Annotated in this window: 13 protein-coding genes; 6 read left to right on the forward strand and 7 right to left on the reverse strand. The window is 64.2% G+C overall.

Features of this window, described 5'->3' with window-relative positions:
• Positions 1-130: 130 nt before the first annotated feature.
• Both adh and ASG39_RS01780 read left to right on the forward strand, forming a co-directional pair.
• Positions 131-1,639, forward strand: a complete 1,509-nt coding sequence (gene adh / locus ASG39_RS01775) for an aldehyde dehydrogenase (protein WP_062592232.1) — start codon at positions 131-133, stop codon at positions 1,637-1,639.
• Between the two features lie 385 nt (positions 1,640-2,024).
• Positions 2,025-2,420: a DUF779 domain-containing protein gene (locus ASG39_RS01780; RefSeq protein WP_244481095.1), complete on the forward strand. Its 396-nt coding sequence runs from the start codon at positions 2,025-2,027 to the stop codon at positions 2,418-2,420.
• Positions 2,421-2,423: 3 nt separating this feature from the next.
• Here ASG39_RS01780 and ASG39_RS01785 read toward each other — a convergent pair whose 3' ends face one another.
• Positions 2,424-4,262, reverse strand: a complete 1,839-nt coding sequence (locus tag ASG39_RS01785) for a hypothetical protein (protein WP_244481096.1) — start codon at positions 4,260-4,262, stop codon at positions 2,424-2,426.
• A gap of 181 nt (positions 4,263-4,443) precedes the next feature.
• Between ASG39_RS01785 and ASG39_RS01790 the strand changes: the two genes are divergently transcribed.
• Genes ASG39_RS01790 through ASG39_RS01800 form a run of 3 tightly spaced genes read left to right on the forward strand, consistent with a single transcriptional unit; the run spans position 4,444 to position 6,574 of the window.
• The gene (locus tag ASG39_RS01790; protein WP_082476837.1) at positions 4,444-5,454 is read left to right on the forward strand and encodes a glycosyltransferase; all 1,011 of its coding nucleotides are present in this window, start codon (positions 4,444-4,446) and stop codon (positions 5,452-5,454) included.
• Positions 5,455-5,471: 17 nt separating this feature from the next.
• Positions 5,472-6,209, forward strand: coding sequence for a class I SAM-dependent methyltransferase (locus ASG39_RS01795; RefSeq protein ID WP_062592236.1), 738 nt, complete (start codon positions 5,472-5,474; stop codon positions 6,207-6,209).
• The gene (locus ASG39_RS01800; RefSeq protein WP_062592239.1) at positions 6,206-6,574 is read left to right on the forward strand and encodes a transporter; all 369 of its coding nucleotides are present in this window, start codon (positions 6,206-6,208) and stop codon (positions 6,572-6,574) included. The genes ASG39_RS01795 and ASG39_RS01800 overlap by 4 nt, the downstream gene beginning before the upstream one ends.
• A gap of 25 nt (positions 6,575-6,599) precedes the next feature.
• On the opposite strand, the gene ASG39_RS01805 is transcribed toward ASG39_RS01800, so the two are convergent.
• From ASG39_RS01805 to lgt, 6 genes are all read right to left on the reverse strand, one after another.
• Positions 6,600-7,532, reverse strand: coding sequence for a ribose-phosphate pyrophosphokinase (locus tag ASG39_RS01805; RefSeq protein WP_062592241.1), 933 nt, complete (start codon positions 7,530-7,532; stop codon positions 6,600-6,602).
• A 240-nt stretch (positions 7,533-7,772) separates the two neighbouring features.
• Entirely contained in the window at positions 7,773-8,687 is a 915-nt protein-coding gene (locus ASG39_RS01810) for a hypothetical protein (RefSeq protein WP_082476928.1), read from the reverse strand.
• Between the two features lie 314 nt (positions 8,688-9,001).
• Positions 9,002-10,153 carry a Xaa-Pro peptidase family protein gene (locus tag ASG39_RS01815; protein WP_062592244.1) on the reverse strand — a complete coding sequence of 384 codons (1,152 nt, stop codon included), beginning with the start codon at positions 10,151-10,153 and terminating at the stop codon, positions 9,002-9,004.
• 1 nt (position 10,154) lies between these two features.
• The gene (pgeF, locus tag ASG39_RS01820) at positions 10,155-10,949 is read right to left on the reverse strand and encodes a peptidoglycan editing factor PgeF (protein WP_062592246.1); all 795 of its coding nucleotides are present in this window, start codon (positions 10,947-10,949) and stop codon (positions 10,155-10,157) included.
• Between the two features lie 197 nt (positions 10,950-11,146).
• Positions 11,147-12,238 carry a class I SAM-dependent methyltransferase gene (locus ASG39_RS01825; protein ID WP_062592248.1) on the reverse strand — a complete coding sequence of 364 codons (1,092 nt, stop codon included), beginning with the start codon at positions 12,236-12,238 and terminating at the stop codon, positions 11,147-11,149.
• Entirely contained in the window at positions 12,235-13,086 is an 852-nt protein-coding gene (gene lgt / locus ASG39_RS01830; protein WP_062592250.1) for a prolipoprotein diacylglyceryl transferase, read from the reverse strand. Before lgt ends, ASG39_RS01825 begins: the two co-directional genes overlap by 4 nt.
• 265 nt (positions 13,087-13,351) lie before the next feature.
• On the opposite strand from lgt, the gene ASG39_RS01835 reads away from it, so the two are divergent.
• A complete protein-coding gene (locus ASG39_RS01835; RefSeq protein WP_062592252.1) occupies positions 13,352-13,612 on the forward strand; it encodes an accessory factor UbiK family protein in 261 nt (86 codons plus the stop codon).
• Positions 13,613-13,774: the final 162 nt, after the last annotated feature.

Raw genomic sequence — 13,774 nt, forward strand, 5'->3', positions numbered from 1 at the left:
GCAGCGCACGCGTGTCGCAGATGTGAGACAGTTGCGACCCCGGATCGGTTCTCCGCTTCTTTTGCTGCGGCCTGTTCCGGCGCAGGATCTCGCTCAGACAGAGGGAACTGTCCTTTCGGAGGAGAAGCACATGCTGCACCAGAAAATCGTCGAGAACCCGTTCAAGCAGAAATACGGCAACTTCATCGGAGGCGCCTGGCGCGACGCTGCGAGCGGTCGGACGTTCGACAATACGACGCCCGTCACCGGTGGCGTGCTTTGCCAGATTGCCCGCTCGGAAGCGGCCGATGTCGAGGCGGCGCTCGATGCCGCCCATGCGGCCAAGGATAAATGGGGCCGGACCTCGACCACCGAGCGCGCCAATATCCTGATGAAGATCGCGCAGCGCATGGAAGACAATATGGAGCTTCTGGCGCGGGCGGAAACCTGGGACAACGGCAAGCCGCTGCGCGAGACCATGGCGGCCGACATGCCGCTCGCCATCGACCATTTCCGCTATTTCGCCTCCTGCGTCCGCGCCCAGGAAGGCACCATCGGCGAAGTCGATCGCGATACGATCGCCTACCACTTCCATGAACCGCTCGGCGTCGTCGGGCAGATCATCCCGTGGAATTTCCCGATTCTCATGGCCGCGTGGAAGCTGGCGCCGGCGCTCGCCGCCGGCAATTGCGTGATCCTGAAACCGGCCGAACAGACGCCGGCCTCGATTCTCGTCTGGGCCGAGCTGATCGCCGACCTGCTGCCGCCGGGCGTGCTCAACATCGTCAACGGCTTCGGGCTCGAGGCCGGCAAGCCGCTGGCGACCAACCCGCGCATCAACAAGGTCGCGTTTACCGGCGAGACCTCGACCGGCCGGCTCATCATGCAATATGCCAGCCAGAACCTGATCCCGGTCACCCTCGAACTTGGCGGCAAGTCGCCCAACATCTTCTTCGCCGATGTGATGGCGGAAGACGACGACTATCTCGACAAGGCGCTTGAGGGCTTCGCCATGTTCGCGCTCAACCAGGGCGAGGTCTGCACCTGCCCGAGCCGGGCACTGGTCAGCGAGAAGATCTACGACCGGTTCATGGAAAAGGCTCTGAAGCGTGTCGCGGCCATCAAGCAGGGCAACCCGCTCGACATGTCCACGATGATCGGCGCGCAGGCCTCCTCCGAGCAGCTCGACAAGATCCTGTCCTATATGGACATCGGGAAACAGGAGGGTGCGGAAGTCCTGATTGGTGGCGAGCGCAACATGCTCGACGGCGAACTGGCCGGCGGCTTCTACGTCAAGCCGACCGTGCTAAAGGGGCACAACAAGATGCGGGTCTTCCAGGAGGAGATCTTTGGACCCGTGGTCTCCGTCACCACCTTCAAGGACGACGCGGAAGCGCTCGAGATCGCCAACGACACGCTGTACGGTCTGGGTGCCGGCGTCTGGAGCCGCGATGCGAATCGTTGCTACAACTTCGGCCGCAATATCCAGGCCGGGCGCGTCTGGACCAATTGCTACCATGCCTATCCGGCGCATGCGGCCTTCGGCGGCTACAAGCAGTCCGGTATCGGCCGCGAAACGCACAAGATGATGCTCGACCACTATCAGCAGACCAAGAACATGCTGGTGAGCTACAGCCCGAAGGCGCTCGGCTTCTTCTGAGTCTAGGTATTTTTCAGCCGAAGCGAAATCAATTCGCCCTCGGACGAGGCGTCGAAAACGCCAGCTAAAACGCATCCGGTGAGCAGATGCTCGCCGGATGCGATTGACCAGAATACTGCCTCAGAAACGACGCGTCTCGCGACCCACCGAAAGCTCTTCGGCTCCAGCCTGCGGGAGGCGGTACGGCAGGGCTTCTTCAGGCGTGCTGCGCCACCAGGAGCAGCGCGCTCCAGAGGAACAGCGACAGGCTGATGCAGGTCAAATAGCACTCCGCACGGTACGACATGATGTGATCCTCCCAAATCCAGGGCGCAAGTATGTCACATTTATGAACAGGTCGTCACTCACTAGATTTAGTAGGGTCTCATAAAAGGACAGGTTTGTCATGCAGGGCGTTCAAGTCGGCGATATGCCGGACGGTCAGAAGCGCGTGCTCGCCACAGAGGCGGCGCTTGCCTTCATCGAGGAGATCCGCCGCGATCATCCCGACATCCTGTTCCACCAGTCCGGCGGCTGCTGCGATGGCTCGTCGCCCATGTGCTATCCTGCGGACGACTACATTGTCGGCGACCATGATGTGCGGCTGGGCGAGATCGGCAGCGTCCCGGTCTATATCAGCGGCAGCCAGTTCGCGGTCTGGAAACACACGCAGCTGATCATCGATGTCGTGCCCGGGCGGGGCGGCATGTTCTCGCTCGACAACGGCCGCGAGAAGCGTTTTCTCACCCGCTCGCGGCTCTTTTCCGGCGGAGAGGCCTGCGCCGTTCCCGCCGGCGCGTAGCCTTTACAGTCCTTGGGGGATAACGCGGAAGATCTTCAGCGCCGCCGGACCCGGCGTGGCGACCGGCGCGAGATAATCGGGAACGATGCCCTTTTCGAGTGCCGCATAGAGCCCACCCGGTGCGCGCTGCGCGATCAGGTCCGTCTGTCCGTCCTCGGCACAAAAGGCAAGAAGCGTGATGCCATCGCGGTGGAGAAGGTCTCTCGCCGCATCCGGCGCGGCAAGGCCGATGTTCAGTTCCGCCAGCATGCCGGCCGTGTTGCGATGATAGGGCGCGGCGAGCACACGATGCCGCGTGAAGCGCAGGATGGCGGCGCCAAGATTGGAGGGGGCAGCGACGAGGCCGGTCGGCTCGTCGGCGAGCGGCGCGATTGCGTCGCGCGTGCCGCAGGCGCTCGTCGTCGTGCCCGTCATCACCGTCGCCTCCGTGCCCGCCGAGCTTGCCACCGCGGCTGCGGCGAGGCCCCAGATGCTCGGGATCGACATCAGCATCAGCCCGGCGAAGGCGAGCTCCGCGCGGATCGTCCTCGGTTCGCGATACGCACGGGTGCGCAGATCGGACACGGCGAGCGAGAGCGGAAAGATCGAGAGGAAATTGAGGAAGGTCGTGCCGCGGATCTGAAGCATGCTGATCGCGAGCGTCGGCAGGCAAAGCGCCAGGAAGACGAGGTGCAGTTCCCGCCGGTCGTTGCGCCAGATGCGAACCAAGCAGGTGAGGATCGCGAGAGTGCCGGCCGCAAAGCCGAAACCGAGATAGGACGGCATGGTCTGCGCCAGCTGCACGATCGACTGCGCTTCTTCCACCCGGTCGAGCCAAAGGGTCTTCAGCAGCGGATCGAGGGAGGCGAGCGGGTTCTGCAGGCATTGCGGTGCGACCGACAGGGTGACCACGGCAACGGCTGCGGCCGACGCGGCAAGGGCGAGCACACGAGCTTTCGCCGATGCCCGGCTGGTTGTGAGCGCCGACAGGAAGAGCGCCAGCCCGCCGGATGTCGCGATGGCGAAGAAGCCGAGGGAGAGGTTGTCGCAGGTGACCAGCGCGTAGAGATGCGGCGGGGTGGTGACAAGAAATGCCGAAGTGACGGTCGTGGCAATCGAAAGGCCAAACGCCTTCGCCGCGCCTTCCATCCGCTCTCCATGCCATGCCCATCGCAGGGCGATGACGGTGCCGGCAATGGCGACCAGCGGCGTCGTTTCGACGCCCACCGCAACCGCGATGCCCGCCGCGATCCCGGCAAGGACATGGCCGCGCGGACGGCCCAGAGGGTCCGTGAGGCCAGCCATGAGCAGAGCGATCAGGGCGAGCTGCACATTGTGATGATCGATGTTTCCCGGCTGGAAACGCATATTGCCGATCAGCGAGAGGACGATGAGGATGAGACCGATGACCATGGTCTGGCGTCCGCCGATATTGAAGCAGGCGCGGGCAACGCCGATCACCACCGGCGCGATCAACAGGATGGGCCAGACGAACAGGGCCGCTGCTTCGCTCGCCTGCGGACGCAGGAAAAGGCCGAAGACGGCGATCAGCCCGGCAATCGGCAGATCGACGAGGCGCGACCAGTGCATGAGCGTGCCGCCCTCAAGGCCGAGGCGGTATTGCATCGTGTCGAACCAGCCTTGACCGGCCAGAAAGTCCCGCACCTCGACGAGGCGCATGGCGTCGTCATTGTCGCGACCCACATAGTCCGTGGCCCGGATGCCGGCGACGAGGGAGGCGAGAACGACGATGATGATGGCAAGGAGGACGATGGCCCACGGCCTGTCCCGCAATACTCTGAGTTTTAGACCTGTATCTGGAAAGCGGCCGGCACTGCGAAGGGCGGGTTCGGGATGGGTCACGGTGGGCCTCGCAAGCGTCGTCCGGGATGTCCGGCTGGCCGGCACGATAGGGCAGGAAGGTGAAAAAAGCCTTTGCCGGACAAGGCATGCCAGACGGTGCGATCCCGCCGCGTCGAAGACATCTTCAACGGGACCTTAAGATTTCATCGGCATTGTCGTCGGACCGCCATGGATGACACCGATGCAGACGCTTCCGACAGACCTCAGGATCGCCGTCCTTCTCCCCTGCTACAACGAGGCCGCGACGATCATCTCCGTCGTCCATGCGTTCCGCGCCGCGCTGCCGCTGGCGCGCATCCATGTCTATGACAACAACTCCACCGACGAGACGGCCCTGCGGGCGACGCTGGCCGGCGCGATCGTCACGCGCGAGATGCGGCAGGGAAAAGGGCACGTCGTTCGCAGGATGTTCGCCGATGTCGATGCGGATATCTACGTGATGGCGGACGGCGACGGCACCTACGCGGCTGCCGACGCACCCGCGCTCATCGCCACGCTCCTGTCGGAGCGGGCGGATATGGTCGTGGGCACACGCCGAGGCGTAAAGGCCGATGCGGGCCGTCAAGGGCACGCCTTTGGCAACCGGCTGTTCAACCGGCTCTACCGGACGCTGTTCGGCAATGATTTCACCGATATCTTTTCCGGCTACCGCGTGTTCTCGCGCCGGTTTGCCAAAAGCTTTCCGGCCGTTTCCGGCGGTTTCGAAATCGAAACCGAAATGTCCGTGCACGCGTCGCGGCTGAAGTTGCCGGTCTGCGAGATGCCGCTCGACTATGGCCGCAGGCCCGAAGGATCACACTCCAAGCTGTCCACGTTCCGCGATGGCGGGCGCATCCTGTGGATGTTCGCCATGCTGATGAAGGAAACCAGGCCTTTCACCTTTTTCGGCGCCATCAGCGGCGCCTTCATGGCCGCAAGCCTGATCTTCATGGCACCCGTGCTGGTCGAATATTTCGAGACCGGCCTCGTGCGACGCATGCCGACCTGGGTTCTTTCGGTGGCGCTGATGATGATCTCGTTCATGATGTTCACTGCGGGGCTCATCCTCGACTCGCTTGCCCGCGCCAGGGCCGAGCAGTTGCGGCTTCACTACATGGCCCTGCCGTCGAGCCCCTTTCTGGCCGAGCCCGGCGCCGGTGCGGTCGAGCCGGTACCGCATGAAGCGAGCGCTGTGCGCAGCGCGGCCGCTTAACATCTGGAGACCGATCGATGAACCGCGAGACGACAAACCGCATCCGCTTCGTGCTGGAAGACCTTCTGCCGCCGGTCGTTCGGGATTCGCGGCTGTTCCGCGCGGCGGCCAAGCTGGTCTGGGGCGAGCATATCGTTCACCTCGCCGAATTTCGCGCCCGCGCGCCGTTTCTGTCGGAGGCGGAGTATGAAGATCTCTATCGCAAGCATCCGCGCGTGCATGAAGGGACCGACAACTCGTCGGCCTGCATCCGCCGCATTGCCGACGCGATCGAAGGCGACAGCGTCTGCGATGTCGGCTGCGGCACCGGGGCGCTGCTGAAGCATATCCAGGCGTCCCGCCCCGGTCTTTCCCGCGTGACCGGCGTCGATTTCGTCGTCGATGACGCCGCAAGCCTTCCCGGTGTCGAATACATCGCCGCGCGCATCGAGGACCTGCCATTTGCGGACGGCGCCTTCGATACGGTCGTCTGCACGCATGTCATCGAGCATGTCCTCGACTACCGGCAGGCGATCGCCGAATTGCGCCGCATCGCGCGCCGCCGCCTGATCATCGTCGTGCCGCGCGAGCGGGAGTATCGCTACAGCTTCAACCCGCATTTCAATTTCTTTCCCTACACGCACTCCTTCCTGCGGGCCGTCCATCCGGTTCCCTCGATCCATGTCTGCGAGGACATCGGCCGCGACATCTTCTATTGCGAAACGGTGGAGAAGGCGGGCACGGCCGCCGGCGGCGTCGCGGCGGCAGCGGCATGAACGGCGCGGGCAGCTACAGCCCCGCATTGTGGCTGGGCCTGACCGGCACGCCGCTGATGATTGCGATGGGGCAGGTGCTGTTCAAGCTGTCGAGCCGCACCACCGGCGAATTCGGCGTGGCCGGCATCGTCGCGCTTCTGCTCAATCCGCTGATGATCGCGGCTCTTGCCGTCTACGGCATCGGTACGCTCGTCTGGATCTTCGTGCTGAAGAGCGTGCCGCTGACGATGGCCTATTCGTTCATGGCGCTGACGTTCTGCTTCGTGCCACTGCTTGCCAGCATCTTCCTCGGGGAAACGCTGACACTGCGCACGGCCGTCGGCGCCCTGCTGCTCATCGGCGGCATGATCGTCATCAACAGCTGATATCGAAACGTTCCGAGGGCTGGGATCAGTCGAAGAGGCTCGAGACGGACTCTTCCTGGCTCGTGCGGTTGATCGCCTCACCGATGAGGCTTGCCGTCGAGATCACACGGATGTTGTGGGCGGACTGCACCGCCGTCGTCGGCTGGATGCTGTCGGTGATGACGAGCTCCTTCAGCTTGGACGAGGTGACGCGGGCGACCGCGCCGCCGGACAGGACGCCGTGGGTGATGTAGGCGGTGACGCTGGTGGCGCCGTTCTTCAGCAGCGCTTCTGCCGCGTTGCAGAGCGTGCCGCCGCTGTCGACGATATCGTCGATCAGCAGGCAGTCCTTGCCGGTGACGTCGCCGATGACGTTCATGACCTCGGACTCGCCGGCCCGCTCGCGGCGCTTGTCGACGATGGCCAGTTGACAGTCGAGACGCTTGGCGAGCGCACGGGCGCGCACCACGCCGCCGACGTCCGGCGAGACGACCATGACGTTGCTGAGCTCATAATGCTCTTTCACGTCGCGCGTCAGGATCGGCACAGAGTAGAGGTTGTCCGTGGGAATGTCGAAGAAGCCCTGGATCTGACCTGCATGCAGGTCGAGCGTCAGAACGCGATCGGCTCCGGCTTCGGTGATGAGATTGGCGACGAGCTTGGCGGAGATCGGCGTGCGCGGTCCGGGTTTGCGGTCCTGGCGGGCATAGCCGAAATAGGGAATGACGGCGGTGATGCGCCTTGCCGACGAGCGACGCATGGCGTCGATCATGATCAGCAGTTCCATCAGGTGGTCGTTTGTCGGGAAGGACGTGGACTGGACGAGGAAGACATCCTCGCCGCGCACATTCTCCTGGACCTCGACGAAGATTTCCTGGTCGGCGAAGCGCCGGACCGTCGCCCGCCCGAGCGGAAGATTGAGATAGTTGCAGATCGCTTCGGCCAGGAGCCGGTTCGAATTGCCTGCGAAAACCTTCATCGATGGTCCGCCTGTCGTGCTGTCCGGGATAGGCCCGAACCGGACGGTCCGTTTGCCGTAATCCGCAAGATTCCGTAAACCCGCATCCCAATGCGCAGCGGCTCCAGCGAGCGTGCGCCCGTCGATGCCGATGGGCGCTTCATAGCGGCCTTCTCCCTGAATGCAAGAGCAAGGCCGGTATCGGGACGGTTTATCCGAAAAAGATTTCGGAGGGACCACCGGAGACGGCGCTTGAAGGGCCTACCCGGCCGACGCGTCGCGCCATGCCAGGTACTGGCCGACGCTCTTGCTCGCGATGTCGCGCATGGTCTGCGGCGGAACGCCAGACCAGAGATCGGCGCCCTTCGTGTCGACGCTGTCCTGGCCCTGGATCCGGTGCAGGCGGTTGCCGGCCTGATCGAGCACGTCCCAGACATAGACGATGGTCGTCTTTCGTCCGTCCTTGAAGGCCGAGAAATAGCCCTTGAGGATGTGCTGGCTGCCGGGATCCGCCGCTGTCTTGATGATCAGGCCATTGGAGCGGGCTTCCGCGCCGAGCTGTTCGGAAAGCGGACGGATGGCTTCGACAGGCGCGCCCATGATGGGAAGAAAGCGGATGCTGCCGACGGGGCCGGCCTTGGCGGCCGGCGCGAGGGCGGCCTCTTCCTGCGGCGGGCTGCCCGCCACGGCCGGGACATCGTTTTCCGACGTTTCCGCCTGTTCCGCCTCCGGCGCCTGGGCTTCCGGCGTCTGCGTGCGTGCGGCGGCCTCGGTTTCGCTCACCTGATTGCCGGTCGCAGGGAAGCCGACGGCGCTTTCGTTGGCGGAGATCTGCGGCGGCGGGTTGCTGGCGAGCGCCTGCGCCTGCGCCTCGAAGGAGCCGGCCGGATTGCGATAGTCCTCGTCTCCGCGCGCATAGGCGGTGCCGGTGATGTTGGGTTGCGCGTTGTCATCGGGGTCGGAGAGGCTCGCCGACCGTTGCACGCGCATCTCGTGAACGGCGGTCGCCGCATCCGGTGCGCTGCTGACGACGGGCTGCTGCGAAGACATGGTGTCTAGGTCGGCCTGATTGACCGGGGACGACTGATAGCTGCCGTCGCCGACATTTTCCGGCGGCGTCAGCGCGTCGATGCTGTTGCAGGACGACAGCGTGAAAAGGAAAGGCAGAACGCACAGCGATGCTCTGGCGCGGCTGCGCGCGATGTTCGTCGTCGTTGCAAAGAGGATGCGCACGGTCGACCTCCATCCTGGACAGATGCCGCGCCCGCCGCCCGTCTCCAGCACGCCGCATGCCTTGGGGCATGAGGGATACGCTGCAGTATGAAACGCCGATACGCTGGCACACTGTGACGCCACCCGACGGGCCTATCCCGTCGGTCGCAAACGTCAGGCAACCAGATTACGGCGATAATCCTAAGAAGCCGTATTGATCCGGCGTCTCCTTTTTGGGGCTGGCGGGGCCTTGGGCCCGCTCTACCGTGCGCGGGATCTCAGAGGTCGATCACATCCAGGCCGAAGCGGGAGAGGGCCCGCGGTGCGCCGTCGGTGGTCACATAGGTCTGCCCGAGCGTCATGGCCGTGCCGCTGTCGCTGTCCATGATGATCATGTGCACGAAGAGCGACATGTTGGGCAGGATTTCCTGCGGATTGCCGGCATGGAACATCTGCTGCTCCATCCAGGAGGGCGAGAAGCGGGCGCCGAGCGAATAGCCGCAGGCGTTCAGCCGGTGCTTGGCAAGGCCGCGCTCGTCCATGATCTTGGCGTGGACATCGAAGACGGTGCCGAACGTATTGCCCGGCCGCAGCACCATCTCGATCGCCTGAATGGTTTCGCGGCAGGCGCTGTAGAGTTCGCGATGACGATTGGTCGGCTCACCGACCACGATCGTGCGCATCATGGCGGCGTGGTAGTGGGCACTCACACCGGCCCATTCGAGCGTCAGCTGGTCCTGTGCGTCGAGCTTGCGGCGGCCGGCCTTGTAGCGGCAGAGAAGGGCGTCGGCACCCGAGCCGATGATGAACTCGTTGGCGGGATAGTCGCCGCCGCCTGCAAAGACTGCACCCTGCATGGCCGCAAGGATAGCGGCCTCGTCGCCGCCGGGACCGATCAGCGGCAAGGCGGCATCCAGCGCGTCGTCGGCAAGGCTCGCGGCCTTCTCGACATGAGCGATTTCGGCGGCGCTCTTGATCAGGCGCAGGCGCCCGACCAGCATCGAGGCATCGACGATCTGGCCGAAGCTCGCCATCTGGTGATCGAGCAGCCGGGCGATACGTCCGGTCATGCCATGGGTGTCGTATTCGATGCCGATGCGGGCGCCGAGCAGATCGAGTTCGCTCAGCAGGTTCTTGAGGTCCATCGTCGGATCGGCATTGACCCTGTCGACCCAGACTTCGATGCGCTCGATATTCGAGGTGTGGCGCGCCTGCCGAAGGTCGGCGGAACGGGTGAGCAGCACCATCGAGCCATCGGATTTCACGACCAGCGTCTGGAAGAAGCAATAGCCGAACGTATCGTAGCCGGTCAGCCAGTACATGCTCTCCTGAGCAAAGAGCAGCAGGGCATCGAGCTTGTCTTCGCGCATCCTCGCCGTGAGGCTGGCAAGGCGTGCGGCATACTCGTCCTGGGTGAAGTGAAGGGCCATGTCATGCCTCCCTGATGCTGATGGCGGAAATCTGCCGGCCGTAATCCGGCTCGCTGCGATGGGTCGTCCGGCGGTAGGAAAAGAAGCGTGCTTCGTCCTCATAGGTGCAGAGGTCGAGCGTTTCGGCCTTGACGCCGGCTGCCGACAGGCGGTCGAGTGTGAAGGCGGGAAGGTCGAACATGGCGTGGCCGGCGGCGCGCTCGGAGGGCGTGAAGAACCTGTCATAGGAGGCGTCTTGCGCGCGGAATCGCTCGACGAATTCCGGTCCGACTTCGTAATTGGCAGGGCCGATGGAAGGCCCGAGACAGGCATGAATGTCCGACCGCGTCGCGCCGCGTGCCAGCATGGCGGCGATGGTGTTTTCGAGGACGCCGGTGAGCGCGCCTTTCCAGCCGGCATGCGCCGCGCCGATGACGCCGGCTCTGGCGTCGGCAAAGAGTATGGGGCCGCAATCGGCCGAGAGGACGCCGAGCACGATTCCGGGCGTCGTCGTGACCAGCGCATCCGCCTCGGAACGCGTGCCGTCATAATCGGCGCCGATGGTCACGACGTCGGGTGAATGGATCTGATGCACGGTCGCGAGCCTCTCGACGGGCTGGCCGAACCAGGCGGCGACACGGGCGCGGTTTTCCTCGACATGCGCACGGGCGTCGCGCGAGCCGAGGCCGACGTTCAGCCCCGCATAAAGGCCCTCCGAGACGCCGCCCGCGCGGGTGAAAAACCCGTGCGCGATCAGGGGAGAGGCGGAGGAAAGCAGAGGGCTCTGGATAGGGGAAGGCAAGGCGTCGTCCGGCATTGGTCTTTCGCCCTTTTTCGATGTCCGTGCTTGCGAAGGAAACGGGCGATGCCAGACATGGCCCGCCTCTGATTTGCGCGGGATGTTGACCTTTTGCGTCCCGCCCTGTCAATCGCGCAGGCGAAAAACGATGTCGGCCGCGGGGTTTGCAAGGCTGCCTTGTCCGCTGTCCCGCACAGACGCCGGAGGCAACATGCTCAAGCCTGGAACGGCACAAGGGCGATGGCGGGATGGCTGACGGCGAGCACCTTGAAGAGTTCGCCCATCTTGCCTTCGCCCGAGCCCGAAAGCCGTTCGGCATCCTGCCGTACGCCTTCCTGCACGATGATGTCCTTGCCGCGCGCGAGCGCCTCGGCCCGTTCGCGGATGCCCAGGGCGAGCAGGAAATCCCCCTGATAGGTCAGGCCATTGATGCGGAGACCCTCTGCGACGGCCCGGCGGGCCAGCTGCTCGAAATCCACATGGCTGGTGATATCGGCCTCGCCCGGATGGGCGAGCGGCGGATCGAACTGGTGGTCACGCACGGCCTGCAGCGTATCGCCGTAATTGGTGGCCATATGCCCGTAATCGATGATGAGAGCGGAGCCGTCGCTGCGCTTCAGCCGGGAAGAGATCGCGGCCATGACCGCATCGCGGGCCGGCGCGACCTCGAAGATCGTGCCAACCGGGATGTTGTCTCCCGGCGGCAGGAGATCGGGATCGATGGTGGCGACGCCGGCGGTGAAGCAGAGCGTGTCGTTCGCGTCGAGGCCGACCATGCGCTCGCGAAAACCCTGTTCGGTCTTGACGAACTGGCGGATGGGGATGGCATCGAAAAGCTCGTTGGCGACGAGCAGCAGGAAGCCGTCGGGGATCTCCTCGAAGCTCTCGTGCCAGGCGATCTTGAACTTGTGGGCGACCAAAGTCTGGCTCTGGACCTTCTGCAGCCGCTCGCTGGTTTCGACCAGATGCACGCTCGCCTTTTCATAGAGGTCCGGCGAGAGGCGCGAAAGCACGCGCAGGATATCCGACATCATCGTGCCGCGGCCGGGTCCGATTTCCGCGATCGCGACCGTTTCCGGCGATCCGTGCCGGCGCCAGGCCTCGAACAGGAACATGCCGACGAGTTCGCCGAACAGCTGGCTGATCTCGGGCGCGGTGATGAAATCGCCGCTCTGTCCGAAAGGCTCGCGCGTGCGGTAGTAGCCATGTTCGGGATCTGCGAGGCAGAGCGCGAAATAGTCGGTGACGCTGATCGGGCCCGTTGCCAGGATGAGCGCCTTGATCTTGTCGCTGAGCGGCGTGGTCATAGGCGCCCTCTGAGAAGGGCGCTCGCCCGGCTGGCGCGCAGGATCGCCCAGAGGCCGAGGCCGACCATCGGCAGCGACAGGAGCATGCCCATCGTCAGCCAGCCCCCGGCGAGATAGCCGATCTGCGCGTCGGGTTCGCGGAAGAATTCCACGAAGATGCGGGCAAGGCCATAGCCGGTGATGAACACGCCGGCGACGAGACCCGGTGTTCGCAAGGCGTGGCGCTTGTAGATGAGGACAGCGAGCACGACGAGCAGCAGGATGCCCTCGAGAATGGCTTCGTAGATCTGGCTCGGGTGGCGGGCGAAGGGACCGCCGGTCGGGAACACGATGGCCCAGGGCATGGAGGACAGGCGGCCCCAGAGTTCGCCATTGATGAAGTTGGCGAGGCGCCCGAACAACAGGCCGATCGGCACGACGGCCGCCACGATGTCGAACAGGCTCCAGATGGGGATGGACCGCTTGCGGGCGAAGATCAGCATTGCGAGGATCGTGCCGATGAGACCGCCATGGAAGGACATGCCGCCATTCCAGATCTCGAAGGCGCGAAGCGGATTGGCGATCACGGAGGGGAGGTCGTAAAACAGGATGTAGCCGATGCGACCACCACCGACGATGCCGACGGCGACCCAGAGCAGGAAGTCATCGAGATCGACCTCGGTGATCGGCGCCTTGCCGCCCCACAGCGTGTCGTTGCGAACCATCCGGCGCGCGTAAAGCCAGCCGAGCAGGATGCCCGCGACATAGGCCAGGCCATACCAGTGGATCTGAAGGGGCCCGATGGAGATCAGGACCGGGTCGATCTCCGGAAAGGGCAAAATCGAAAGAAGGCTTGCGATGGGTTCCAAAGGACGTGGCTCAGCCTCGGTTACACCCGGCCGATCCCCTGGCGACCCGGCAACGGATCAGGACCTGCGGCGGGTCTTTCACTGCGAACCGGCATAGGTGCATTCGCTTGCCCGAACCATGGCGGGCGGCATGCATGGGGTCAAGCGAAGGCGGAGCGGCAAGTCTCATGATTCACTGGTTTTTCCTTGCAACCCGGTCCTGCCTCTCCTACCTCCCTATCACAGGCGCCGTGCGGCGCTTCAACCGCGATCCCGGAGGGACATCATGACGACGACAGGTGGAAGCCGCATCCTCGACGATCTTGCCAAGCTGATGACGGATGCCGCGGGCGCGGCACAGGGCGTGCGACGCGAAGCGGAGACGATGTTCCGGACGCAGGGCGAGCGCATCCTCAACACGATGGATGTGGTCAAGCGCGAAGAATTCGAGGTCGTGCGCGAGATGGCGCTGCGGGCGCGCGAGGAAAACGATGCGCTGCTGGCACGCGTCGCGCTCCTGGAAGCTCGGCTTGCCGAAAAGGGCTGATCGGGCCTTCTTCTCCATCCGATATTGCGAAGCGGGAAGGGTGTTTCCCGCTTTTTTTCGTTCGTCCGATAGGCTGGGCTTAGAGAGGGGCGTTTATCGCCCTCATGAGAGGGTTGCCGCAGAGCGAAAACGAGAAAAAATTCGACCCTGTGGACATCCCTA

Source organism: Rhizobium sp. Leaf371, assembly GCF_001424045.1.
GTDB lineage: Bacteria > Pseudomonadota > Alphaproteobacteria > Rhizobiales > Rhizobiaceae > Ferranicluibacter.